Raw genomic sequence first — 22,781 nt, 5'->3', positions numbered from 1 at the left:
AGACTGCCTCTGTGGCCAAGACTTCGGGCGGTTCCTCATCCTTCGGCAGCAAGGGCAGGGGTGAGATCGCGGGTATCCCGACCAGGGTGATCGCGATCGGTGTGATCGTGATCCTGGCGATCTGGTTCCTGTTCGCCAACCTGGACAGCGTGAAGATCCAGTTCTGGGTGTTCACCGTGACCGCCCCGCTCTGGATCGCCCTGCTGGCGACCCTGGTCGCGGGTGGCGCCCTCGGCTGGCTGGCCAAGGGGCGACGCGGCAAATGACCCTCCCGAGCCCCGGGAGGGTTCCCGCACCGTGAGTACCGCAGCTTTCACCCCGCTGATCGAGCTGGCCGGTGTCAACAAGCACTACGGCCGGCTGCACGTCCTGCAGGACATCGATCTCACCGTCGGACGCGGTGAGGTGGTCGTGGTGATCGGCCCGTCCGGCTCCGGCAAGTCGACGCTCTGCCGGGCGATCAACCGGCTGGAGCCGGTGGAGTCCGGCACCATCACCATCGACGGCGTCCCGCTGCCCGAGGAGGGCAAGGGCCTGGCCAGGCTGCGGGCCGAGGTCGGGATGGTCTTCCAGTCCTTCAACCTCTTCGCGCACAAGACCGTGCTGCAGAACGTGACGCTGGCCCAGCTGAAGGTCCGCAAGCGGACCAAGTCCGAGGCCGACCGAAAGGCCCGCGACCTGCTGGAGCGGGTCGGTCTGGCCTCGCAGGCGGACAAGTACCCGGCGCAGCTCTCCGGCGGCCAGCAGCAGCGGGTGGCGATCGCCCGGGCGTTGGCGATGGACCCGAAGGCGCTGCTGTTCGACGAGCCCACCTCGGCCCTCGACCCCGAGATGATCAACGAGGTGCTCGATGTGATGCGGGGCCTGGCCCGCGAGGGGATGACGATGGTGGTCGTCACCCATGAGATGGGCTTCGCACGGGCCTCCGCCAACCGGGTCGTCTTCATGGCCGACGGCCGGATCCTGGAGGACCGTAAGCCGGAGGAGTTCTTCAGCGCGCCGAACACCGAACGGGCGAGGGACTTCCTCTCCAAGATCCTGAAGCACTGAGGGGGCGCCGGATGAAGCGTCTCCCGCTGCTCGTCGTCCTCTTCGTGCTGCTCACCGCGTGCGGCAAGCCCGGCACCCCGCCCCCGAAGGGTCCGCAGGCGAGTGCGCTGCCCACCTACCAGGTGCAGAACGCCTCGGAGATCCAGGGCTCGCCCACCCTCGATCGGGCGCGGGCGCGGGGGCGGCTGGTGATCGGGGTCAAGGAGGACCAGCCCTACCTGGGCCAGAAGAACCCGGCCACCGGTCAGTACGCCGGCTTCGACATCGAGATCGCCAAGATGGTCGCCGCCGATCTCGGGTTCGGCTCCGACCGGATCGAGTTCAAGACCATCGCCTCGGCCAACCGTGAGACCGCGCTGCAGAACGGCCAGATCGACTACTACGTCGGCACCTACACCATCAACGACAACCGCAAGAAGCTGGTCGGCTTCGCCGGACCGTACTTCATCGCCGGGCAGGGCCTGCTGGTCCGCAAGAACGACAACAGCATCCACGGGCCGCAGGACCTGGCCGGCAAGAAGGTCTGCTCGGCCGCCGGTTCGACGCCGTACCAGCGGATCCGGCAGGACTACCCGAAGGCGCACCTGGTCGGGTACGACACCTACTCCGCCTGTGTCGACAACCTGATCACCGGCCAGGTCGACGCGGTGACCACCGACAACGCCATCCTGCAGGGGTTCGCCGCCAAGGCCCCGGACGAGTTGAAGATCGCCGGGCAGCCGTTCTCCACCGAGCCGTACGGCATCGGCACCCCGAAGGAGGACCGGGTGCTCCGGCTGGCCATCGACGACGCGCTCGCGCGGCACGAGCAGAACGGCGACTGGAAGAGGGCGTACGACGCCACGCTCGGGCTGTCCGGGGTGCCCGCGCCGACACCGCCGCCGATCGACCGGTACTGAGGAGGGCCGGACCGGTATGAAAGTCCTGACCGACAATCTCTCGACCTACTGGCACGGCTTCCTCGGTACGCTCGAACTCACCGTGATCAGCGGCGTGTTGGCCCTGCTGTTGGGTGTGCTGATGGCCGGCTTCCGGGTCTCGCCGGTGCGGCCGCTGCGGGCGTTCGGCACCGGCTGGGTGACCGTGCTGCGCAACACCCCGCTGACGCTGCTGTTCTTCGTGGTGGTGCTGGGGCTGCCGCGGTTCGAGATCGTGCTGCCGTTCTTCACCTTCGCGGTGCTGGCACTCGGCTGCTACACCTCGGCCTTCGTCTGCGAGGCGCTGCGCTCGGGCATCAACACCGTCCCCGCCGGGCAGGGGGAGGCGGCCCGCAGTCTGGGGATGTCCTTCGGCCAGACGCTGGGCGTGGTGGTGATGCCGCAGGCGTACCGCTCGGTGGTGGCACCGATCGGCAGTGTGATGATCGCGCTGGCGAAGAACAGCGCGATCGCCGGTTCGTTCAGCGTGACCGAACTGCTCGGGACCTACCGCACCCTCAACGAGCTCGGCTACAGCATCATCTGGACGTTCGTCTGGATCGCGGTCGGCTACCTGGTCATCACCCTGGCGATCAGCGCCCTCTTCAACCTCCTCGAGCGACGGGTGGCGGCTTCGCGATGACCATCGGCTCCGCGCTCTACGACGTCCCCGGCCCCAGGGCGCTCGCCCGGCACCGGCTCTACGGCGGTGTCGCGCTGCTGCTGATCGCCGCGCTGATCGGCTGGGTGGTGTACAAGCTCTTCCACACCCACCAGTTCACGTACCGGAAGTGGATGCCCTTCGAGTACCGGGGAGTCCAGGACCTGCTGCTGCGCGGCCTCGGCAACACGCTGACCGCCTTCGCCTGGACCGTGGTCTTCGCGCTGCCGTTCGGCGCGCTGTTCGCCGCCGGGCGGCTCTCCGACCACCGGGTGGTGCGCTGGTTCGCCACGCTGGTGGTCGAGTTCTTCCGGGCCATGCCGCTGCTGGTGATGATCTTCTTCATCTTCGTCGCCATGAAGGTGCAGCCGCTCTGGGCGCTGGTCGCCGGACTGACCCTCTACAACGGGTCGGTCCTCGCCGAGGTCTTCCGCGCGGGCGTGCTCGCCGTGCCCACGGGGCAGCGCGAGGCGGCCTTCGCGCTCGGGATGCGCAAGACCCAGGTGATGACGTTCGTCCTGGTGCCGCAGGCCAACCGGGCCATGCTGCCGACCATCATCAGCCAGCTGGTGGTGGCGCTCAAGGACACCTCGCTCGGTTTCCTGATCACCTTCGAGGAGTTCCTGCACGCCGGGAAGCTGATCGCCACCAACCTCGACTACGATCTGCCGTTCATCCCGGTCGTGATGGTCATCGTGCCCGTCTACATCGGGATGTGTCTGCTGCTCTCCTGGCTGGCCCGGTGGGTCGAGAAGCGCAGCCGACGCAGCCCCAAGGCCAGGGGCGGTGCCCCGATCGCCGAGGCGGGAGTGGTGATGGGACTGCCGCCGGAGGCACAGCAGTAGTCCCGGGGCTGTCGGACATCAAAGCGAAGGCTGGGGTATTGCGGATGCGCATCCAAAATTTGCTTATGATTCAGAGGTGTTCGACTCACGGCACATCAGGACATTCCACGAGGTCGTCAGCAGCGGCTCCTACTCCGCCGCCGCCCGCGCCCTCGGTTACACCCAACCCGCCATCACTCAGCAGATGAAGGCGCTGGAGCGCGACGTCGGTGTCCCGCTGTTCACCCGCGCGGGGCGCGGGCTGCGGCTCACCGAGGCCGGCGAGGCCCTCTCCCGGCATGCCCGGACCATCCTCTCCAGCATGGACGCCGCCCAGCAGCAGCTCGGCGCACTCGCCCGGCTGCGCGCCGGACGCGTCCGGGTCTGCGCCTTCCCGAGCGCCAACGCGACCCTGATCCCCGAGGCGATGGCCCGGCTGCTCACCGAGCACCCGGGCGTCCGGGTCGAGCTGCTGGAGGCCGAGCCGCCCGAGTCCGTCCAGCGCCTGCTGCGCGGCGAGTGCGACATTGCGCTCTCCTTCAGCTACCCGGGATCGCGCGCCGAGACCCCGCCCGAGCTGGTCGAAGTCCCGCTGATGGAGGACCAGTTGACCCTGCTGCTGCCGGTCGGCCACCAGCTGGCCAGGCGGCACGCCGTACGGCTGGCCGACCTCGGCGGCGAGCGGTGGATCGCCGGGTGCCCGCGCTGCCGGGCCAACCTGCTCCAGGTCTGCGCCGACGAGGGCTTCGCCCCCGACGTGGTCTTCACCACCGACGACAACCTGGCTGTGCAGAGCCTGGTCGCCGCCGGAGTCGGGATAGCCCTGATGCCCGCGCTGGTGCTCTCCTTCATGTGTCACCGCAAGGTCACCGGCCGCCTGGTCGAACCGCACCTGCGCCGCAAGGTCTCCGCCTACCTGCTGCGCGAGCACCAGCGGATCCCGGCCACCGCACTGGTGCTGGACGAGCTGCGCAGGGCCGGGGCCTCGCGGGTCGGCTGCTGAGGTAGCGGGAGGACCCTGTCGGGTCGGACGGTCCGGCCGGGTCGATCCATAAGCGGAAGTTGGCATATCGTCAACGAACTGTCGTTGGACGTGATGGTCGGATCGGGCCGACGCTCAAGATATGACAACTTCCGCCACCGTAACCGCCGACCGGTGTACGGAGCGCATGCACCGCCTGATCGGTGCACTGCGCGAGGTCGTCGACCGCGGCCTCCCCCCGGACCTGACCGCCTACCTGGTCGGCGAGCAGCTCGCACCCCACCTCGGCACCGCCGACCTGCTCACCGCGGACCAGCAGGTCGGCGACCCCGACCGCTACCGCCAGCACCTGATCCACGCCGAGACCGACGGCAGCTTCTCGCTGGTCGCCCTGGTCTGGCTGTCCGGCCAGCACACCTCCATTCACGATCACGTCTCCTGGTGCGCCACCGGCGTCCACCAGGGCGTGGAGAGCGAACGGCGCTTCCGGCTGGTCTCCGACGGCCGGGCCGGCCGACTGGTCGCCACCGAGGACGTCACCAACCCGGTCGGCGCGGTCTGCGGCTTCGCCCCGCCCGGCGACATCCACCGGGTGCAGAACTGCGGCCCGGACACCGCCATCTCCCTGCACGTCTACGGCGCGGACATCGCACGGCTCGGCAGCAGCGTCCGCCGGGTCTACCGCCTGCCCGCAGACGAGCGGTGAGCGGACCTGTGGCACTGACCCTCCGTACCGCCGTACGTCCCACCGCACAACCCGCCTTCGGCCCCGCGTTCCGGCGCAACGGCCCGGGGCTGGGGCTCGCAGCGCTCGGCGTGGCCGCCGCGTGGGCCGTGCACTCGCTGATCCCCGCGATCCCCCGACTGACCGCCGCCGTGCTGCTCGGCGTGGCCGTCGCGCACATCCCCTGGCTGCGCCCGCTGGTCAGGGGTGCGGCCAGAGCAGGACTCTCGCTCGCCGGGAAACGGCTGATGCGGGTCGGGATCGTCCTGCTCGGCCTCAAGCTCAGCCTCGGCGACGTCCTCGGCCTCGGCTGGGCCACCGTCGCCATGGTGCTCGCCGTGGTCGCCGCGACCTTCTTCGGCACGCTCTGGCTCGGCCGGCGACTCGGACTGCGCGGCGACCAGCCGCTGCTGATCGCCACCGGCTACTCGATCTGCGGCGCCTCGGCGATCGGCGCCGTCAGCCAGGTCGCCGAGAGCGACGAGGAGGACGTCGCCACCTCGGTGGCACTGGTCACCCTCTGCGGAACCCTCGCGATCGCCGTACTCCCGCTGCTGCAACATCCGTTGGGGCTCGGAGGAGCCGAGTTCGGGCGCTGGGTCGGCGCGAGCGTGCACGACGTCGGGCAGGTGGTCGCCACCGCGCAGACCGGTGGGGCGGACGCGCTGCGCGAAGCCGTACTGGTCAAGTTGATGCGAGTGGTGCTGCTGGCCCCGCTGACGGCCGGAGTGGCACTGGCCATCGTCCGGCGGCGGCGCTCGGGCCGTTCGGAGGACCGCCCGAGCGGTGCCAAGCGGCCGCCGCTGGTACCGCTGTTCGTGCTCGGCTTCCTCGCGATGATCGTGCTGCGCACGGTGGCGACCGTGCCGGCGGAGGCGCTGACGCTGGCTCAGAACGGGCAGGAACTACTGCTCGCGGCAGCCCTGTTCGGCCTCGGCAGCGCCGTCCACCTGCCCACCCTGGCGCGGACCGGTGGACGGGTCGCGGCACTCGGGCTGGCCTCCTGGGTGGTGGTCGCGGGAGTCTCGTACGCCGGTGTGCTGCTCACTACCTGAGCGGTGCTTCGGTGTTGGCCCGGGCATCGCTTCAGCCACGGCCTGAGCGGCGCTTCGGTCATCGCCTGGGCAGTACCTCCGGCAGGTGTCGGCCCGGCGACGGTCAGGTGCACGGCTGGCGTAGAGTTGCCCGGTACCGTCGTTCACGCACGATGAGGACCACGATGTCTGTACTGCCCGACCGGGACGGACTGGACGCCCCCGTCACGCTCGACCGGCGCGAGGGCCCGTACGGCGAGGTGGTGCTGCGGCAGCGCGGCGGGCACTTCGAGATCATCGCCAACGGCTGCTTCCTGATGGACACCGCCGACGGGCGCTCCGAGCGGCTGCTGATCCAGGCGGCCCTGGACCAGTTCGGTTCCGTCGAGCGCCCGTCGGTGCTGATCGGCGGCCTGGGCGTGGGCTTCTCACTGGCGTACGCCGCCGCCGAACCCCGTTGGGGCCGGATCGCGGTGGCCGAGCGGGAGGGCGCGATCATCGACTGGCACCGCTCCGGCCCGCTGGCCGAGTTCTCCGAACACGCGCTGGAGCACGACTCCCGGGTGGCGGTGCTCCACACCGACCTGGTCGAGTACCTGCGCGCCGAGGGCGAGCGGTACGACGCGCTCTGCCTGGACATCGACAACGGCCCGGACTGGACGGTCACCGACTCCAACCTCGGCCTCTACGGCCCCGCCGGACTGGCCGCCGCGCAGCGGCGGTTGACCCCCGGCGGGGTACTGGCGGTGTGGAGCGCACAGCCGTCCGCCGCCTTCGAGGAGGCGCTGCGGACGGCCGGTTTCGCCGATGTGCGCACGCTGGAGATCCCGGTGCTGCGCGGCGTCCCCGACGTGGTCCACCTGGCCCGCCGCGCCTGAGGCGACTCGACAACTTCCCCGGCGCTTCGGCTCGTTGGCGTCTGCTGCCGGTGTTGTCCTACATGTCTGTTGCGCGTACGGATCTGCTGCGCGTACGGAGGCGGCCGGACGACCCGGGCAAGGGGCTGTCCGGCCGCTGCCGTTGGCTGTGGGGGCTGCCGGCTCCGGCTCCGGCTCCGTCTCCGGCTCAGCCGAAGGGGTTGTTGGCCGGAGGCTCCGGGGTGGCCGGGCCGGCCGCCTGGGCTGCGGGCGGGGCGGTGGGAGCGGCGAACGGGTTGAAGTCCGGCGGCGGGACGTTGACCGGGGTGCCCTTGGCCGGCTCGCCCTGCTCCTCGGCGGCCGGTGCGTTGTTGGCCGGTGCCGGGGGCGCGAAGGGGTTGAAGTCCGCCGGGGGGACCGCGACCGGGGTGCCCTTGGCCGGGGCCGGAGCCGGGATCGTCGGAGGGGTTGTCGGCGGCGGGGGAGCCGTGAAGGACCGGGCCTGGGCCGGGGCGGCGGCCGGAGCGGGCGACGATCCGGTGGTCACCGTGCCGAACGGGTCGGCGGGCTGGTTGTTCATCACCGTGCCGAACGGGTCCGCACTCGGGGCCGGTTGCGGGGCGGGCGCGGCCGCCGGTGCGGGAACGGCCGGTGCGGCGGCGGTAGTTGACGGTGCCGCAGCTGCGAAGGGGTTGAAGTCGGCCGGGGGGACCGTGACCGGGGTGCCCTTCGGTGGAGCCGGCTGCTCGGCGGCCGGTGCCGGGGGCGCGAAGGGGTTGAAGTCGGCGGGCGGCACTGCGACCGGGGTGCCCTTGCTGGGTGCGGCTGCGTCGGCTGCAGCTGTGGCTGTGGGTGCCGGAGGTGCGAAGGGGTTGAAGTCGGCCGGGGGAACCGTGACCGGGGTGCCCTTCGGCGCAGCCGGCTGCTCGGCGGCCGGTGCCGGCGGGGTGGCAGGCGCGGCCGGGGGCCGCAGCGGTACCGGCGGGGCTACGGGAACGTCTGCCGGCTGCGGCTGGGACGGGGCGGCGGGGTACGAGTCCGCAGCAGGAGCAGGAGCAGGAGCAGGAGCAGGAGCAGGAGCAGGAGCAGGAGCAGGAGCAGGCTGGGCCTGGAGTTGGGCCGGGGCCGGGGCCTGGGTGGGGATGGCGGGCTGGGGAGCGTACACGCCGTCCCAGCCGAGCTGAACACTCTTCAGGACCTCGGCGAAGGAGCCCATGTACAGTTCCCAGTCCTCCGGCTGCGCGACGGAGAGCTGGACGACCAGGACGGAAGCGCCGTCCGGAAGCGGTACGAACGCCTGGGCCACCGAGCTGGAAGTCCAGTACGGCCGGCCGTCGTTGGACAGTACGGCCGGGATCGGGGACGTCCGCTCCTCGACCAGGACGGCGGCCGGCCCGGCGGGCAGCAGGACCGTCCACACCTCCGCCAGCGGGCGGGTGTCCGCGAGCTGGGTGGCGAGTTCGGAGATCTGGCCCGGACGGTGCGTCAGCGATATCACCAGGGAGGCATGGCTCGGCCGCCCCGACACACGCAGGGCGGAGACCCCGGCGAACAGCGTCCCCGCATCGCTCAACGGCTTGGCCAGTGCGGCCGTCAGCACGGCCCACTCCTTGCGGGCGCGGACGTCGCTGCCGGCGAAGAGCTCCTCGGCGACCTCGGCGAGCTGTGCGGTACGGGTGGTGGCGGTGCCCCGGGCGGTGAGCGCGTGGAAGACCGAGGGCAGCACCAGCCGCACCTCCACGCCCGTACCGGTGGACAGCTCCTCCGGAGCCGTGGTGGCCCGGTCGGCGGCCAGCTCGGCGAGGGCGGCGGGGAACCCCGGGCGCAGCTTGTCCTCGGTACGCTCCACACCGACCGGCAGTTGGAACTGCTCCGGGTCCACGCCCTGAGCCGAACCGAAGAGGCCGCGGACGGCTCCGCCGCCGAAGCGGGTGAGCAGCTCGGTGGCCACGGTGGTCTCCGGCGCGGTCGGGCGGGCGGTGCTGCCCTCGACGACCGTGCCCAGGCCACGGACCGTCAGGGTGCCGGGGCCGCTGGGGCTCAGACGCAGTCCGAAGAGTGCGGAGGCCGACGGGTGGGCGTCCCGGCGGAAGCCGGTCAGCGAGGCGATCGGGTAGTGGGTCGCGCGCCCGTCGAGCAGTGCCGCGGCCAGCACGTCGAGCGTGGCTCCGATCTGCTCTGCGGCCGCGAAATTGTCCTGAGTCATGGTGCTGAGCCCCCCTCGCCCGAAAGCCGAAATTCCGTCCACTTTCTATCAGAAACCTCGGACACTCCGGGACCGGGTGGTGTGGTGGGCGCTGCGCTGGGCGGCGGGTTGGGGGTCTGAGTGGGGGACCCGGGCCGGGGCCGGGTGGTGTGGTGGGCGCTGCGCTGGGCGGCGGGTTGGGGGTCTGAGTGGGGGACCCGGGCCGGGACTGGGTGGTGTGGTGGGCGCTGCGCTGGGCGGTGGGGCGGGGGTTTGGGTGGGGACCCAGGTGGGGTGTGGGCGCTGCGCTGGGCGGCGGGATGGGGGTTTGAGTGGGGGACCCGGGCCGGGTGCGGGTGGTGTGGTGAGGGCTGTGCTGGGCGGCGGGGCTGAGGGGAGTGATGGGGGGAGCGGGGGCGGATGTGCCGGGCCCGGGGTCAGGAGGTGGCGAGGCGGGTGAGTTGGGGGGCGAGGTTGGGGACGGTGAGGAGGTTGGCCAGTTCGCGGACGAGGCGGCCGGTGGGGCCCTCGGGGCGTTCGGCGGCGAAGAAGTCGGCGAGTTCGAGGGCGAGGGCGGGTTCCCGGGCTGCGGTCAGCGTCAGCGCGGCCACGAATTCCTGGACCAGTTGGAGCTGGAGTTCCTCGCGCGGTACGGACCGGTCGGCCAGCCAGTCGAGGGAGGTGATCTCCGCGTTGGCGATCCAGGCCCGTACGGTGCGCCGCAGGCCGGCGCTGGGCTCGGTGACCGCCAGGTGCAGCAGGATCTGGTCGTGCGCCGCGCGCCTGACCTCGTCGATGACCGCCGTCGTCCCGGGGCTGGCGGCCACCGAACCGCCGCGCAGCAGGGCCGAGAAGCCGGGGCCGTGGCTGTCCACGAAGTCCAGGTAGCGGCCCATCACCCGGTACAGCCGCTCGGAGAGCGGGCCCTCGGCGTGCTCCTCGAAGCGGCCGGCCAGCTCCTGCCCGGCCCGCCGCAGCGACTCCTCGTAGAGTGCCTGCTTGCCCGGGAAGTAGTGGTACACCAGTGGCCGCGAGGCGCCGGCCGCCGCGGCGATGTCGTCGATGGACACGTCCTCGGGCGGGTACTTGCTGAAGAGGTCCAGGGCGACCGAGATCAGCTGCTCCCGGCGCTCGTCCACGCTGAGCCTGCGCCGTGGCGGACGCTCGGCGCGCGCGGTCGTGGCCGGGCCGTGCTCGTCCTCGGCGCGGTGGTCCGCCACCGCCGGTGTACGGGAGGAAGCCATGCCCGCCACCCTATCCGGGCCGGAAGATGACGAAACCCTGACGTCCGCGCCCCGCCCCTGGGAAGAACGGCGCCGACCTGCTCGAATGGCGACATGACAGTGATGGGAGCCAGGCCATGAGAGCGGGCGGCGAGGGGCCTCCGGTCGGCCGCCGGGTGGTGCTCGGCATGCTCGGGCTGGGAGCGGCCGGGGTGGCGGCCGGACCGTACCTGCAGCGTGCGGTCGAGAACGTGGCCAGCAAGGACCCGACCGGGTTGAGCGGCCTGCTGCCGGGCGGCGGCGGATTCAGGTACTACTCGGTGACGGGCTCGGTCCCGGACAGAACGGCCGCCGACTACACCCTCACCGTGGGGGGCCTGGTCGAGAAGCCGGTCAGCTACACGCTGGCCGACCTGCAGGCGATGCGGCAGCGCCGGATCGTGCGCGACGTGCAGTGCGTCACCGGCTGGCGGGTGCCGGGCACCCCGTTCGAGGGGGTCCTGCTCGCGGACCTGCTGGAGGCGGCGGGGGTGAGACCGGAGGCGACCGCGGTCGGCTTCGGCTGCTTCGACGGCAGTTACACCGAGAGCCTGACGCTCGACCAGGCCCGCCGTGACGACGTCCTGGTGGCCCTGCGGATGCAGGACCGGCCGCTCGCCCACGAGCACGGCGGGCCGGTCCGGCTGTACGTCGCGCCGATGTACTTCTACAAGTCGGCGAAGTGGCTCGACTCGATCACCCTCACCTCCACCGTCCAACCCGGCTACTGGGAGCACTTCGGATATGACGTCGACGCCTGGGTCGGACGCTCCAACGGGCGAGACGACGCCCCGACCGCCTGAGCGCGGCCCGCTCCTGCGGTTCACCCGGGCCGAGCGCTGGGTGCACTGGACGAGCTCCGCGCTGATGCTGGTCTGCCTGGCCACCGCAGGCTGCCTGTACTTCCCGCCGCTCGCCGAACTGGTCGGCCGCCGCAGGCTGGTGGTGACGGTGCACGAGTGGTGCGGGCTGGCGCTGCCGGTGCCGCTGCTGCTGGGGCTCGGCTCCCGGGCGCTGCGGGCCGACCTCTCCCGGCTGAACCGTTTCGCTCCCTACGACCGGGAGTGGCTCAGGGCCGTGCGCCGCCGCTCGTTCCGGCGTCCGGCGGGCAAGTTCAACGCCGGGCAGAAGCTGTACGCGGCGTGGACGGCCGGGGCGGTCCTGGTGATGCTGGGCACCGGGCTGCTGATGTGGTTCACCCGGTTGGCGCCGCTGGTGTGGCGCACCGGGGCCACCTTTGTGCACGACTGGCTGGCGGTGGCCGTCGCCGTCGCGGTCGCGGGCCACCTCTACCAGTCGGCCAGGGACCCGGAGGCCCGGCGCGGTATGCGTACGGGCCGGGTCGACGAGGGCTGGGCCGCCCGGGAGCACCCGTACTGGGACGCTGCGGCCAACGCGGACCGGGCGGACCGCTAGCCGCGCGGCGTCCGGGGCGGAGGCGGCGCGGGCAGCCGGCCGCCTCCCGGGCCGGCCGCGCGGCTCCCCGCGACCCTGCCGGATCGACCGGACAGCCCTGGCTAGGCCGAGCGGTGCTCCAGGTAGCGCCGGTACGCCTCGCGTCCGTCCGGGACGAAGTCCCACTCGCCCCCGCCGAGCCGCTGCGCGAGCTCCTCCTCGGTGAGCCAGCCGTGCCAGGCGACCTCCTCGACCTGCGGGGAGACCGGGCCGTCCCAGCGGGCCTCGTACATGTCGCACCACCAGGAGAGCAGCGGTTCCGCTTCGAACAGGAACTTGAACAGCGGTACCGGCCGGATGCCGCCGACCCCCAGCTCCTCCTCCGCCTCCCGCACGGCGGCACTCGCGTAGGTCTCGCCGGTGCCGACCACACCGCCGACGAAGCAGTCGTAGGCGCCGGGGGCGAAGAGCTTGGTGTCGGTCCTGCGGTGGGTGAAGATCCGGCCCTGCGGGTCACGGACGAGGATGAAGACGCAACGGTGTGTCAACCCCTTGCGGTACACCTCGGCGCGGGGGGCGGTTCCGATGACGTGGTCCTGTGCGTCCACCACGTCCAGCAGCTCTTCGGCGGGGTTCGTCATGGCGCTCACGGTAGCGAGGCCGAGGGGCCACCTGACACCGGCTCGGCGCGGGTGCGACGGTCCGACTATCGTTCGAAAGGGAGACGTACGAGCAAGAAGGTGGCGCGCGTGGTCGAGATCTGGGGTGAGGCGGCGGAGGGCTTCGAGCCGGTCCGGGAGGCGTTCGCGCAGAACTTCCGGGACCACGGTGAGCTCGGTGCGGCCTTCGCGCTCTACGCCGACGGTCGCAAGGTGGTGGACCTGTGGGGCGGCGACGCCCGTCCCGAGGTCGGTGGCCGGCCGGCTCCCGCCGTGGCCTGGACGGCCGACACCGCGCAGGTGCTGCGCTCGGTCACCAAGGGGCTGACGGCGGCCGCCGCGCTCCACCTGGTCCAGCAGGGGAAGCTCGACCTGGACGCGCCGGTCGCCTCGTACTGGCCGGAGTTCAAGGCCGAGGGCAAGGACCGGGTGCCGGTGCGCTGGCTGCTCTCGCACCAGGCCGGGCTGCCCGCCCTCGACGTCCCGCTGCGGGTCGAGGACGTGATCGCCTGGGAGCCCGCTGCCGCCGCCGTCGCCGCCCAGGCCCCCGCCTGGGAGCCGGGCACCGCGCACGGCTACCACCCCTACACGTTCGGCTGGCTGATCGGCGAGGTGGTGCGGCGGGCGAGCGGGCGCACGGTCGGCCAGTACTTCGCCGAGGAGATCGCCCGCCCGCTCGGCCTGGACCTGTGGATCGGCCTCCCGTCCGCCGCCGCGCCCCGGGTCGGGCGGCTGGTGGACCTGCCCGCCCCCCAGGCGGCCCAGAGCGGCCCGTCCGGTCTCCGGCTGCGGACCAAGCAGTCCGTGGTGGACGCCTACCGGGACCGGCACTCGCTCACCGCCCGGGCCTTCGCCTCGGTGCGCCCGGCCGTGGACCTCAACGACCCGGCGGTGCAGGCGGTCGAGATCCCCGGCGCGGGCGGGATCGGCACCGCCCGGTCGGTGGCCCGGTTCTACGCGGCGCTGATCGGTGCGGCGGACCGGCACGGCACGCCCGGCCGGCTGCTCCCGGCCGTGCTCGGCCCGGACCTGCTGGACGAGGCGATCGGGCCGGCCGTCAGCGGCCCGGACCAGGTACTGGTCATCAACACCACCTTCGGCCTCGGCTTCTTCCGGCACGGCCCCAGCTCGCCGATGTCCTCCCCGGCGGCGTTCGGCCACCCCGGGCGCGGTGGCTCGCTGGGCTTCGCCGACCCCGACCTCGGGATCGGCTTCGGCTACGTCACCAACGGGATGCAGCCCGGGGTCACCGGCGACATCCGGTCCCGGACGCTGATCGCGGCCGTCCGCAGGTGCCTGACGGCGTGACCACCGGGGACGCGGGGAGCCGCACGCCCTGAGGGGCGGCCGGACGCGAACAGCGGCGGTCGGGCGACGCCGCACGCCCCCGGGGCGCGGTGGTGCGTCAGGACTTGGGGCCGAGCCCGCGGTCGCGCAGCCACTCCGGCTGGCGGCGGGCCTGCGAGTCGTAGCCGCCGCCGTGGTCGGCGAACTCCCAGACCTCGATGTCCTTTTCGCCGCCGTAGCGGTTGTAGGAGGCGAAGACGGTGGAGGGCGGGCAGACCGGGTCCATCAGGCCGACGCTGAACAGGGCGGGGGCGGTGGCCCGTCCGGCCAGGTGGACGCCGTCGAAGTAGGAGAGGGTGCGGAAGGTCTGCTCGACCTTCTCCCGGCTGTGCATGCGCAGATAGGCGGCGATCTCCGGGTACGGTCCGCTCCCGGAGATCTCCACCGCGCGCCGGAAGTGCTGCAGGAACGGCACGTTGACCATGGCCCCGGCCACCAGGCCGTCGGCGAGTGCGGCGGTGGCGAGCGCCAGGCCGCCGCCCTGGCTGTCCCGGAGACCACCACCCGGTCCGCGTCCACGAGGTCGAGGCCGCGCACCGCGTCCAGGGCCCGGACGGCGTCGGCGAACAGGCGCCGGTAGTAGTAGTTCTCGGGCGCGTCTATGCCCTTGGTCATGAACCCGGCGTACCACTGCGAGGCCGGACCCTCGTGCTGGTCCGGGGTGTCGTGCCCCTGGCCCCGCGTGTCCATCACGAAGTACGCGTAGCCGGCCGAGGGGTAGATCAGCCGCTCGGTCGGGAGGCCGCGGCCCCCGCTGTAGCCGAGGTACTGGATCACGGTCGGCAGCGGTCCGGTGGCCTCGCGCGGGGTGAGCAGCCAGCCGGCCACCGGCTCGCCGCGCCAGCCGGGGAACCGCACGTCGTACACGTCCACCGTGGTGAGCAGCGAGTCGGTGACGGGCGCCAGCCGTACCGCGCCGCCGGCGGCGCGGGCCTCGGCCAAGGTCCCGGCCCAGAAGGCGTCGAGGTCGGCGGGCTCGGTCATGGCCGGGCGGTAGGTCACCAGGTCCTGGTACTACATGTCGGTCAGCGGCGCGGTGGTCTCCTCGGTCGGGAACGCGGCAGTCTGTGATCTTGTGCTGGCGCGCTCAACGTCCGTGTGTGACCGGATTGTTCCGGGGCCGCCGACGGGGGTGTCCCGACCGGCCGGGGGATCAGGCCTGGCCGGTCTCGAAGCGGCTGATCCTCCCGTCGCTGACGGTGAACTTCCAGGCGGTGCGCATCTCGCCCCAGGTCTCGTTGGTGAAGTTGGCGATCAGCGCGCGGCCGCCGTCCGACTCGGTCTGGATCTCCATGTGGCCGCGGGAGGAGAAGATCTCGCGGTCGACCCAGGGCAGCAGGTCGCGGTCCGAACCGTCGTCGGACATCGTCGCGTCGTCGGCCAGCAGCGCGAGGAAGCCCTTCCGGTCGTTGGCGTTGATCGCGACGACGGCGGCGCGGACGGTCGGGTCGGACAGTTTGGCGACGGCGATGGTCATCTGACGACTCCTCGGATTCCGGGGATGGGATGGGCAGCACTGTCGCACACTGTGGTGCGCTGCGCACTCTTCGTGGCGGGTGTCGTGCGGGGCGGCAGCTGCTCCGGTGAATCGACGCAGCGGTGTGCTTAGATCCCGGTATGGGGCGATTCCGACCGGAAGGGAGCCTCGGATGGGGCCGGCCGAACTGCTCGTCCTGACGTTCCCGCAGGAGACCATCACCGTCGAGGCGGCGTCGGCCCTGAGCAAGCTGCGGACCGGTGGTGACATCCGGGTGATCGACTCACTGGTCGTCACCCGGCACCCCGATGGCGGGGCCACCTACGGGGAACTCGCCGACTTCGAGCACCTCAGGGACATCGTCGGGGACGCCGGCGGCCACGCGCTGCCGCTGATCGGCCCCGAGGACGCCCAGGAGGCCGCCGAGCTGCTGGAACCCGGCACGGTGGCGCTGCTGGTGCTGATCGAGCACGTCTGGGCGCAGGCCGCGGCGGACGCGCTGCGCAGCGTCGGCGGCCGGATCGCCTCGGGCGTGCGGATTCCGCCGGAGAACATCGAGGAGGCCGTACGCGCTGCCAAGGCCCGCGCGGCGGCAGGGAAGTGAGGACGTCATGGTGCGTGCGCTGGATCCGGTCGGATCGGTCCGTGCGGTGGGTGCCGCCCGGCCTGCGGGAGCTCCGCTGATGCGCGGGCTGGCGGCCGGCGGCCTGGCCTGGCGCCTGCGGGAGCTCGGCAGCCTGGCCGAGCGGGGGCTGCTCACCTCGGAGGAGTTCACCGCCGCGAAGGCGCGGCTGCTCGGGCGGTGACTCCTCGCGCTCCGGCCGGACCGGGCTAGCGGTTCAGGGCGGCGGACTCCTCGTCGGTGAGCAGGCGGGAGCGGGTCAGGAAGCGCAGGCCGGTGGGCGACTCCAGGGAGAAGCCGCTGCCCCGTCCCGGCACCACGTCGATGGTGAGGTGGGTGTGGGACCAGTAGGCGTACTGGCTCCTGGACATCCAGACCGGGATCGGGTCGAGCCCGGTCACCTCCAGTTCCCCGAGCAGCCGGTCGGTCTCCGGGGAGACGAGCAGTTCCCCGGCCGGGTAGCACATCGGGGCGGAGCCGTCGCAGCAGCCGCCGGACTGGTGGAACATCAGCGGCCCGTGCTCGCCGCCGAGCTGCTTCAGCAGTTCGGCGGCGAGCGGGGTGACGGCCACCTGGGAGGGACGCGTCAGGGGCGGCATCCTAGAAGAACCCCTGCGCCCGTCCGCTGTAGCTGACCAGCAGGTTCTTGGTCTGCTGGTAGTGCTCCAGCAGCGCCTTGTGGTTCTCCCGGCCGATGCCGGAGTTCTTGTAGCCGCCGAACGCCGCGTGGGCCGGGTAGTGGTGGTAGCAGTTGGTCCACACCCGTCCGGCCTGGATGGCCCGCCCCGCCCGGTAGGCCGTCGAGCCGTCGCGGCTCCAGATGCCCGCCCCGAGCCCGTACAGGGTGTCGTTGGCGATGCCGATGCCGTCCTCGAAGTCCTCGAAGCGGGTGACCGCGACGACCGGGCCGAAGATCTCCTCCTGGAAGATCCGCATGTCGTTGGTGCCCTCGAAGACGGTCGGCGCGACGTAGTAGCCGCCGGACAGCTCGCCGCCGAGGTCCACCCGCTCGCCGCCGGCCAGCACCTTGGCGCCCTCGGCCTGGCCGATGTCGATGTAGGAGAGGATCTTCTCCAGCTGGTCGTTGCCGGCCTGGGCGCCGACCATGGTCTCGGTGTCCAGCGGGTTGCCCTGGCGCATCGCGCGGACCCGGTCCAGCCCGTCGCCGAGGAAGCCGTCGTAGATCGAGGACTGGATCAGCGCCCGGCTCGGACAGGTGCACACCTCGCCCTGGTTGAGGGCGAACATGGCGAAGCCCTCGAGTGCCTTGTCGTAGAAGTCGTCCCGGCGGTCGGCGACGTCGGCGAAGAAGAGGTTCGGGCTCTTGCCGCCGAGCTCCAGGCTGACCGGGATCAGGTTGCCGCTGGCGTACTGCATGATCAGCCGGCCGGTGGTGGTCTCGCCGGTGAAGGAGATCTTCCGGATCCGGGAGCTGGCGGCCAGCGGCTTGCCCGCCTCGACGCCGAAGCCGTTCACCACGTTGATCACGCCCGGCGGGACCAGGTCGGCGATCAGCTCCATCAGCAGCATGATCGAGGCCGGGGTCTGCTCGGCGGGCTTGAGCACCACGGTGTTGCCCGCAGCCAGGGCCGGGGCCAGCTTCCAGACGGCCATCAGCAGCGGGAAGTTCCACGGGATGATCTGGCCGACCACGCCCAGCGGCTCGTGGAAGTGGTACGCCACGGTGTCCTCGTCGAGCTGCGAGAGGCCGCCCTCCTGGGCCCGCAGCGCACCGGCGAAGTACCGCAGGTGGTCGACGGCCAGCGGCAGGTCGGCGGCCAGGGTCTCGCGGACCGGCTTGCCGTTCTCCCAGCTCTCCGCGACCGCCAGCTCCTCCAGGTGCTGTTCCATCCGGTCGGCGATCCGCAGCAGCAGCCCGGCCCGGTCGGCCGGGGCGGTGCGGCCCCAGGCGGGCGCGGCGGCGTGCGCGGCGTCGAGGGCCGCCTCGATGTCCTCGGCGGTGCCCCGGGCTATCTCGGTGAAGGGCTGGCCGGTCACCGGGGTGGGGTTCTCGAAGTACCGGCCGCGGACGGGCGGTGTCCAGGTGCCGCCGATCCAGTGCTCGTAGCGGGGGTGGTAGCCGACGATGCTGCCGGGCCGGCCGGGGGGCTGGTAGACGGTCATATCGGTGGTGCTCCTCGCTGCGTCGGGTCGCCGTTCCCGGGTCGGCGGAACGGCGCACGGGCCCGCTGTGCGGGCCCGGCGGACGGGGTCGGGAACGTGCTCGAAAGATGGGGCCGGGGTGGGTGTCCCCGCGCTGCACCCTAGCTGCGGCCGGCTTGGGCCGCCACGGTGCGCACTTGATCAATCAGGGGGCGTGCGAGGGGAGTTGTGCGCCTGTGGCGACGGTGCCCAGTGGCGATGGCTCCCAGTGGAGATGGTTCCCGGTGGGGACGGGGATGGCGACGGCGAGGGGGCGCGGGGCGCGGGACGCCGCGGCTGGGGGTCGGGGCGGCTCCCATGCCCCTGGCGGTCAGCCGTGGTGGTAGCGGCGGGTGCGGGACTCCCAGTGCAGGTAGCCGGCCAGCCACAGCGCCATACCGTCGGCGTACCGCTGGGCGGCCTGCTGCTGTGCCGCGTCCAGCGCCATCCAGCGGCAGATGTCCGGGAGTTGGTCCCGCAGCTCGCAGAACCGGTCGGCCATCCGCTGGGCCTCGTCCCAGACCACCGCGCAGGCCTCCTCGGCGGAGCAGCAGCGGTCCCGTTGGACGATCATCACCAGGTTGGCGACGTCGCCGCGCTGGGCCTCCTGTGCGTACGACCGCACGTCGTTGGTGAACGACGGTATGTCGGCCGCGAGTTGGCGCAGCTGCCGGAGCAGCGGGTGGTGCAGGACGTGTTGCGGTACCTCGAAGCGGCCGAGCCGCTCGATCATGTCGAAGATGGTCTCCATCGCGGCGGTCCCGCGTCTGAGCGTCAGATAGCCTTCCCGGTCCGGGGGATGCCCGATGTTGCGGCTGGCCGCCTCGGCCGGGTGGCAGGCGAAGTAGAACTCCCAGTTGTAGGCGGCCCGTGCGGTCCAGCGGGGCGACATGCCGCGGGTGCTGCGCCGCCAGAGGTCGGCGAAGGCGCGTTCGGCGGGTGAGGCGCCGGCCGGGCGGGTGCCGTGCACGATCGCGGTGAGGCGCTCGCAGATCAGGGCCACCTGGTCGGGGCGGCGGCCGAGCGGGCCGTCGAGCTGGTCGTCGAACAGGAAGTAGAACCCCATCAGGTCGGCGGCCAGCGCCAGATCCTCGACGGAGCTCTCGGGGTAGACCAGGGAGGCGAGTTCCGTGATGTCCCAACCCGTGTATGTGGACCCGCTGACGACGGCGGCGAGCTCGTGGTGGCGTTGGAGCCATTCGAGGTGGCGGTCGGTGGCCCGGGTCTGGTGGGGGTTGCGACGGTGGGCGAACGGAAGCTCAAGTGAGGTGTCGTCGGACATCGGACTCCCGGTGCTGCTGGGGGGATCAATGGTGCTGTCTGTGCTACCGGCCCTGCTGAACTCCTGTGTGGTAAAGATCGAATGGCGAAGATCAATTGCCATTTCCGGGCGGAACAGTAGTCGATCTGATCATCAGGTGTTAGAGATAACAGGGCATTTGCCCTCGGCATCGGGTTCGAACCCCGTAAGTACACCGCAGCCTGCGGGAATGGCTCACACTCGGAGGTTTGCGGGGATAGTCTCGGCAGCGGACAGAGAACCCGGTGAGGCGGAGGGGCGACGGTGGCCGAACAGCAGAGCGGACCGACGGGCGAGGGCGGGCGAGGAGTGGGTGCCCGGCCGGTCGGTACGGAGGCGATCGGTGCGGCGGCGGGCCCGGCGCTGCACGAGCGCGAGGCCGAACTCCGCTCCGCAGAGCAGGCGTTGGACCGGCTCTGCCGCAGGTTCGCCGCCGGTGGCACCGAGATCGGCGAGGTGCTGGTCTTCTCCGCTCCGGCGGGTGGCGGCAAGACCACCATCCTCGACCAGGTCCGCCGGCTGGCCGGACTGCGCGAGTCCTGCACCGTGCTCGCCGGCCGCGGCGGCCAGCGCCAGACGAAGGAACCCTTCCACGTCCTGCGGCAGTTGCTGCTGCCCGTGCTGGGCACGCTCGACAAGGAGCAGGGCGAGCTGGCCGAGGTCTTCGGCGCCTGGTACGGCATCGTCGGCCCGGCCATCGGCCTGGTCCCGCCCTCCGGCGAGGTCGAGCGCCTCGACCCGCAGGGCGTGCAGGACGGCCTGGACTAACTGCTCTCCCAACTCGCGCCCCGCCGTGCACCGCTGGTGATGGTGGTGGACGACCTGCACTGGGCCGACCAGGAGTCGCTCGGCTGGCTGGCCTCCTTCGCGGCCCGCACCCGCCACCTGCCGGTGCTGCTGGTCTTCGCCTACCGCGACGAGTTCCAGGACGAGGCCCGGGCGCTCCAGCAGCAGATCGAGGACCAGGCCAGCCGCCGCCACGAACTGCGGCCGCTCAACCCCGCGTCCGTCGCCGAACTGGTCCGTGCCGCCCTCGGCGAGGCGGCCGAGGACGCGTTCTGCCGCCAGGTCTGGGCCGTCACCGCGGGCAACCCGTACGACACCACCGCGCTGCTGCGCGAGGTCCGCGACCAGTGCCTCGACCCGATCGAGCAGAACAGCCCGCAGCTGCGCGACCTGGCCGCCGCCGCCAAGGGCATGACCCTCCAGCACTGGCTGGCCAAGCTCGGCCCGAGCACCCTGAGGTTCGCCTGGGCCGCGGCCCTGCTGGGCACCGACATCAAGCAGGGCCTCGCCGCCAGCATCTCCGCCCAGGGCACGGCCGAGGCCGAGGACTCCGGCCGCCAGCTGCGCAAGCACCGGATCCTCACCAGCACCCCCAACGGCCGCCTGGAGTTCGTCCACCCGCTGATCGCCACCTCGATCTACCAGTCCATGCCCCCCGGTACCAAGACCGGCATGCACGGCATCGCCGCCAGCATCATCGAGAACAACGGCGGCAGCCTGCTGGAGGCCTCCCGCCACCTGCTGGAGACCCACCCCGAGGGCGACGACGGCATGGTCCGCAAGCTGCGCGCCGCTGCCGCCGAGCACCTGGCGATCGGCGCGCCCGAGGCCGCCCAGCGCTGCCTGGCCCGCGCGCTCAGCGAGCCGCCGGACGAGGACGACCGCGCCGAGGTGCTCTACGAGGCGGGCTGCGCCGCCCTGCTCACCGACCCGATCGCCACCGTCAACCAGCTGAAGCTGGCCCTCACGCTGGAGCCCGGCCTCAGCCCCGACCTGCGGGTGGACGCCACCTTCCGGCTCTCCGAGGTACTGGCGCACGCGGGCCACCTGGTCGAGGCGGCGGCCGTCTGCCAGCGGGAGGCCGAACGCACCGAGCCCGGCGCCGGCAAACTCAGGCTGCAGGCCGTGTACTTCATGTGGGTGGCCTTCCAACGCGACGAGGAGGACGGCCAGGAGCGCTCGCGGCGGCTGCACCAGCTCTCCACCAGCCTGACCGGCACCACCATTCCCGAGCGGGTGGTCCGCGCGATGCAGGCCTGGGACGTCACCCTGCGCGGCAAGTCCGTGACCGAGGCGATCGAGCTGGCCGACCAGGCCCTGGAGAACGGCCGGCTGCCCAGGGAGATCGGCTGGACCAACACCACCTGGGGCTTCGAGCTGCCCGCACTGATCGGCCTGACCTACAGCTACAGCGACCAGCTAGCCCGCGCCGAGAAGCTGTTCTCGGAGGCCGTGCTGGGCTTCGAACTGGCCGGCTGGAGCGGCGCGCACAAGGGCTTCGGGTACTTCCTGATGGGGCTCACCAGGTTCCGGCGCGGCTTCCTGATCGAGGCCGAGGACTACCTGCGCCAGGGCCTGCGGCTCTCCGAGCGGATCGCCCCCGACATCCCGCTGCAGTGGGACGTCGTCGGCGTGCTGGCCGACACCCTGCTCGCCCGCGGCCGCACCGAGGAGGCCTGGGAGCTGGCGCAGAAGTACCGCTTCGCACCGCCCTACCACCCCAGCGCGATGGTGCTGCCCGACGCGCCCACCCTCTACGGCAAGCTCCTGCTGGCCAGGGGCGAGCACGCCGCCGCGGCCGCCGTCTTCGAGGAGGTCGGCGAACAGCTCACCCGGCGCGGCTGGCGCAACACCGTCTGGGCGCCCTGGGTCGGCCACCTCGCGCTGGCGCTCTTCCCCACCCAGCCCGGCCGGGCCCGTGAGCTGGCAGCCGACGCCGTCGCGCGGGCCGAGGAGTTCGGCTCGGCCTCCGCGATCGGCACCGCCCTGCGGATGCAGGCCGAACTCTGGGACGGCCGGCGCGCCGTCGACCTGCTGGAGCAGGCCGTCCGCTGGCTCTCGCAGTCCCCGGCCGGGTACGAACTCGCCTACGCGCAGGTCGATCTGGGCGCCGCACTGCGCCGGGTCGGGCAGCTCACCGACGCCGCCGAGTACCTGTACCAGGGCATGGAGCTGGCCCAGACCTGCGGTGCCGACGGTCTGGTCGACCGGGCCCGCACCGAACTGGCGACCTCGGTGCTGCGCCCCAACCGCCTGCGCACCCTCACCAAGGAGGGCCTCAGCGAGCCCGAGTGGGACGTCGCCAGGCTGGCCGTCCAGGGTGTCCCGCCGCAGCGGATCGCCGATCGGCTCGACCTACCGCTCAGCCTGGTGAACCGGCGGCTGGCCGCCGTCCACCGCAAGGCCGGCAGCGGTCCCGAGGGCCTGGCGGCGGCGCTCGGCCTGTCCGAGGAGCCGCCGCCGACCGAGCAGGGCTGACGGACCGTCAACCGGGCGGCGCCCTGGGCGGGGGCCGCCCGGTCGGCGCGGTTTCCGGACGCGGAGGGTCGCAGCCGGT

General features: G+C 72.2%; 23 protein-coding genes and 1 pseudogene. 16 read left to right on the top strand and 8 right to left on the bottom strand.

Annotation, left to right across the window (positions count from 1 at the left end; all coding sequences use genetic code 11):
* Window positions 1-11: 11 nt before the first annotated feature.
* The 9 genes from UK12_RS13425 to UK12_RS13385 all read left to right on the top strand — a co-directional run bounded on the left by UK12_RS13425 (window position 12) and on the right by UK12_RS13385 (window position 7,070).
* Window positions 12-266: a lipopolysaccharide assembly protein LapA domain-containing protein gene (locus UK12_RS13425; RefSeq protein ID WP_045303139.1), complete on the top strand. Its 255-nt coding sequence runs from the start codon at window positions 12-14 to the stop codon at window positions 264-266.
* Between the two features lie 55 nt (window positions 267-321).
* Window positions 322-1,050: an amino acid ABC transporter ATP-binding protein gene (locus UK12_RS13420; RefSeq protein ID WP_045303155.1), complete on the top strand. Its 729-nt coding sequence runs from the start codon at window positions 322-324 to the stop codon at window positions 1,048-1,050.
* Window positions 1,051-1,061: 11 nt separating this feature from the next.
* Complete coding sequence (locus UK12_RS13415; protein ID WP_045303138.1) at window positions 1,062-1,949, top strand: glutamate ABC transporter substrate-binding protein; 888 nt, start codon at window positions 1,062-1,064, stop codon at window positions 1,947-1,949.
* A 16-nt stretch (window positions 1,950-1,965) separates the two neighbouring features.
* Entirely contained in the window at window positions 1,966-2,610 is a 645-nt protein-coding gene (locus UK12_RS13410; RefSeq protein ID WP_045303137.1) for an amino acid ABC transporter permease, read from the top strand.
* Entirely contained in the window at window positions 2,607-3,473 is an 867-nt protein-coding gene (locus UK12_RS13405) for an amino acid ABC transporter permease (protein WP_045303136.1), read from the top strand. The genes UK12_RS13410 and UK12_RS13405 overlap by 4 nt, the downstream gene beginning before the upstream one ends.
* 76 nt (window positions 3,474-3,549) lie before the next feature.
* Window positions 3,550-4,455, top strand: coding sequence for a LysR family transcriptional regulator (locus UK12_RS13400; protein WP_045303135.1), 906 nt, complete (start codon window positions 3,550-3,552; stop codon window positions 4,453-4,455).
* Window positions 4,456-4,621: 166 nt separating this feature from the next.
* Complete coding sequence (locus UK12_RS41210; protein WP_197084819.1) at window positions 4,622-5,140, top strand: cysteine dioxygenase family protein; 519 nt, start codon at window positions 4,622-4,624, stop codon at window positions 5,138-5,140.
* Between the two features lie 8 nt (window positions 5,141-5,148).
* Window positions 5,149-6,213 carry a YeiH family protein gene (locus UK12_RS41205; RefSeq protein ID WP_231591186.1) on the top strand — a complete coding sequence of 355 codons (1,065 nt, stop codon included), beginning with the start codon at window positions 5,149-5,151 and terminating at the stop codon, window positions 6,211-6,213.
* A 164-nt stretch (window positions 6,214-6,377) separates the two neighbouring features.
* Window positions 6,378-7,070: a spermidine synthase gene (locus UK12_RS13385; RefSeq protein WP_156178696.1), complete on the top strand. Its 693-nt coding sequence runs from the start codon at window positions 6,378-6,380 to the stop codon at window positions 7,068-7,070.
* A gap of 187 nt (window positions 7,071-7,257) precedes the next feature.
* On the opposite strand, the gene UK12_RS13380 is transcribed toward UK12_RS13385, so the two are convergent.
* The gene (locus UK12_RS13380) at window positions 7,258-9,255 is read right to left on the bottom strand and encodes a hypothetical protein (RefSeq protein WP_045303131.1); all 1,998 of its coding nucleotides are present in this window, start codon (window positions 9,253-9,255) and stop codon (window positions 7,258-7,260) included.
* A gap of 416 nt (window positions 9,256-9,671) precedes the next feature.
* Window positions 9,672-10,478: a TetR/AcrR family transcriptional regulator gene (locus tag UK12_RS13375; RefSeq protein ID WP_082119572.1), complete on the bottom strand. Its 807-nt coding sequence runs from the start codon at window positions 10,476-10,478 to the stop codon at window positions 9,672-9,674.
* Window positions 10,479-10,594: 116 nt separating this feature from the next.
* Here UK12_RS13375 and UK12_RS13370 point away from each other — a divergent pair, with 116 nt between their 5' ends.
* Complete coding sequence (locus UK12_RS13370; RefSeq protein ID WP_045303130.1) at window positions 10,595-11,299, top strand: molybdopterin-dependent oxidoreductase; 705 nt, start codon at window positions 10,595-10,597, stop codon at window positions 11,297-11,299.
* Window positions 11,241-11,912, top strand: a complete 672-nt coding sequence (locus UK12_RS13365; protein WP_082119571.1) for a cytochrome b/b6 domain-containing protein — start codon at window positions 11,241-11,243, stop codon at window positions 11,910-11,912. The genes UK12_RS13370 and UK12_RS13365 overlap by 59 nt, the downstream gene beginning before the upstream one ends.
* A 101-nt stretch (window positions 11,913-12,013) precedes the next feature.
* Here the strand turns inward: UK12_RS13365 and UK12_RS13360 are convergent, their stop codons facing one another.
* Entirely contained in the window at window positions 12,014-12,532 is a 519-nt protein-coding gene (locus tag UK12_RS13360; protein WP_045303129.1) for an NUDIX hydrolase, read from the bottom strand.
* 108 nt (window positions 12,533-12,640) lie between these two features.
* Between UK12_RS13360 and UK12_RS13355 the strand changes: the two genes are divergently transcribed.
* On the top strand, window positions 12,641-13,858 hold the full coding sequence (locus UK12_RS13355; RefSeq protein ID WP_045303128.1) for a serine hydrolase domain-containing protein: 1,218 nt from the start codon (window positions 12,641-12,643) through the stop codon (window positions 13,856-13,858).
* 97 nt (window positions 13,859-13,955) lie between these two features.
* On the opposite strand, the pseudogene UK12_RS13350 reads toward UK12_RS13355, so the two are convergent.
* Together UK12_RS13350 and UK12_RS13345 are read right to left on the bottom strand one after the other, a co-directional pair.
* Window positions 13,956-14,881, bottom strand: a pseudogene (locus tag UK12_RS13350) (acetylxylan esterase).
* A 169-nt stretch (window positions 14,882-15,050) separates the two neighbouring features.
* Window positions 15,051-15,374 carry a hypothetical protein gene (locus UK12_RS13345; protein WP_045303127.1) on the bottom strand — a complete coding sequence of 108 codons (324 nt, stop codon included), beginning with the start codon at window positions 15,372-15,374 and terminating at the stop codon, window positions 15,051-15,053.
* Between the two features lie 172 nt (window positions 15,375-15,546).
* On the opposite strand from UK12_RS13345, the gene UK12_RS13340 reads away from it, so the two are divergent.
* Both UK12_RS13340 and UK12_RS13335 read left to right on the top strand, forming a co-directional pair.
* Window positions 15,547-15,978, top strand: coding sequence for a DUF6325 family protein (locus tag UK12_RS13340; protein WP_045303126.1), 432 nt, complete (start codon window positions 15,547-15,549; stop codon window positions 15,976-15,978).
* A gap of 7 nt (window positions 15,979-15,985) precedes the next feature.
* Window positions 15,986-16,180 carry an SHOCT domain-containing protein gene (locus UK12_RS13335; protein ID WP_045303125.1) on the top strand — a complete coding sequence of 65 codons (195 nt, stop codon included), beginning with the start codon at window positions 15,986-15,988 and terminating at the stop codon, window positions 16,178-16,180.
* Between the two features lie 25 nt (window positions 16,181-16,205).
* Here UK12_RS13335 and UK12_RS13330 read toward each other — a convergent pair whose 3' ends face one another.
* The 3 genes from UK12_RS13330 to UK12_RS13320 form a co-directional block, all read right to left on the bottom strand.
* On the bottom strand, window positions 16,206-16,595 hold the full coding sequence (locus UK12_RS13330) for a DUF779 domain-containing protein (protein ID WP_045303124.1): 390 nt from the start codon (window positions 16,593-16,595) through the stop codon (window positions 16,206-16,208).
* A gap of 1 nt (window position 16,596) precedes the next feature.
* Window positions 16,597-18,120, bottom strand: a complete 1,524-nt coding sequence (exaC, locus tag UK12_RS13325) for an acetaldehyde dehydrogenase ExaC (protein WP_045303123.1) — start codon at window positions 18,118-18,120, stop codon at window positions 16,597-16,599.
* A gap of 349 nt (window positions 18,121-18,469) precedes the next feature.
* Entirely contained in the window at window positions 18,470-19,420 is a 951-nt protein-coding gene (locus UK12_RS13320) for a terpene synthase family protein (RefSeq protein ID WP_045303122.1), read from the bottom strand.
* 282 nt (window positions 19,421-19,702) lie between these two features.
* On the opposite strand from UK12_RS13320, the gene UK12_RS41200 reads away from it, so the two are divergent.
* Together UK12_RS41200 and UK12_RS13315 are read left to right on the top strand one after the other, a co-directional pair.
* Window positions 19,703-20,206 (top strand): hypothetical protein, encoded by a 504-nt coding sequence (locus UK12_RS41200; RefSeq protein ID WP_197084817.1) that lies wholly within the window; start codon window positions 19,703-19,705, stop codon window positions 20,204-20,206.
* Between the two features lie 39 nt (window positions 20,207-20,245).
* A complete protein-coding gene (locus UK12_RS13315; protein ID WP_052681853.1) occupies window positions 20,246-22,702 on the top strand; it encodes an ATP-binding protein in 2,457 nt (818 codons plus the stop codon).
* Window positions 22,703-22,781 lie beyond the last annotated feature (79 nt).

Origin of the sequence: Saccharothrix sp. ST-888 (assembly GCF_000955975.1) — a bacterium.
Lineage (GTDB): Bacteria > Actinomycetota > Actinomycetes > Streptomycetales > Streptomycetaceae > Kitasatospora.
This window is presented reverse-complemented; position numbering and strand designations above follow the sequence as displayed.

Excerpts from the sequence above, each read along its gene's own strand:
- UK12_RS13415 (WP_045303138.1), top strand. The coding sequence starts at position 1,062 with ATGAAGCGTCTCCCGCTGCTCGTCGTCCTCTTCGTGCTGCTCACCGCG.
- UK12_RS13410 (WP_045303137.1), top strand. The coding sequence starts at position 1,966 with ATGAAAGTCCTGACCGACAATCTCTCGACCTACTGGCACGGCTTCCTC.
- UK12_RS13405 (WP_045303136.1), top strand. The coding sequence starts at position 2,607 with ATGACCATCGGCTCCGCGCTCTACGACGTCCCCGGCCCCAGGGCGCTC.
- UK12_RS41210 (WP_197084819.1), top strand. The coding sequence starts at position 4,622 with ATGCACCGCCTGATCGGTGCACTGCGCGAGGTCGTCGACCGCGGCCTC.
- UK12_RS13385 (WP_156178696.1), top strand. The coding sequence starts at position 6,378 with ATGTCTGTACTGCCCGACCGGGACGGACTGGACGCCCCCGTCACGCTC.
- UK12_RS13380 (WP_045303131.1), bottom strand. The coding sequence starts at position 9,255 with ATGACTCAGGACAATTTCGCGGCCGCAGAGCAGATCGGAGCCACGCTC.
- UK12_RS13375 (WP_082119572.1), bottom strand. The coding sequence starts at position 10,478 with ATGGCTTCCTCCCGTACACCGGCGGTGGCGGACCACCGCGCCGAGGAC.
- UK12_RS13370 (WP_045303130.1), top strand. The coding sequence starts at position 10,595 with ATGAGAGCGGGCGGCGAGGGGCCTCCGGTCGGCCGCCGGGTGGTGCTC.
- UK12_RS13365 (WP_082119571.1), top strand. The coding sequence starts at position 11,241 with ATGACGTCGACGCCTGGGTCGGACGCTCCAACGGGCGAGACGACGCCC.
- UK12_RS13360 (WP_045303129.1), bottom strand. The coding sequence starts at position 12,532 with ATGACGAACCCCGCCGAAGAGCTGCTGGACGTGGTGGACGCACAGGAC.
- UK12_RS13345 (WP_045303127.1), bottom strand. The coding sequence starts at position 15,374 with ATGACCATCGCCGTCGCCAAACTGTCCGACCCGACCGTCCGCGCCGCC.
- UK12_RS13340 (WP_045303126.1), top strand. The coding sequence starts at position 15,547 with ATGGGGCCGGCCGAACTGCTCGTCCTGACGTTCCCGCAGGAGACCATC.
- UK12_RS13335 (WP_045303125.1), top strand. The coding sequence starts at position 15,986 with ATGGTGCGTGCGCTGGATCCGGTCGGATCGGTCCGTGCGGTGGGTGCC.
- UK12_RS13330 (WP_045303124.1), bottom strand. The coding sequence starts at position 16,595 with ATGCCGCCCCTGACGCGTCCCTCCCAGGTGGCCGTCACCCCGCTCGCC.
- exaC (WP_045303123.1), bottom strand. The coding sequence starts at position 18,120 with ATGACCGTCTACCAGCCCCCCGGCCGGCCCGGCAGCATCGTCGGCTAC.
- UK12_RS13320 (WP_045303122.1), bottom strand. The coding sequence starts at position 19,420 with ATGTCCGACGACACCTCACTTGAGCTTCCGTTCGCCCACCGTCGCAAC.
- UK12_RS13315 (WP_052681853.1), top strand. The coding sequence starts at position 20,246 with ATGGTGGTGGACGACCTGCACTGGGCCGACCAGGAGTCGCTCGGCTGG.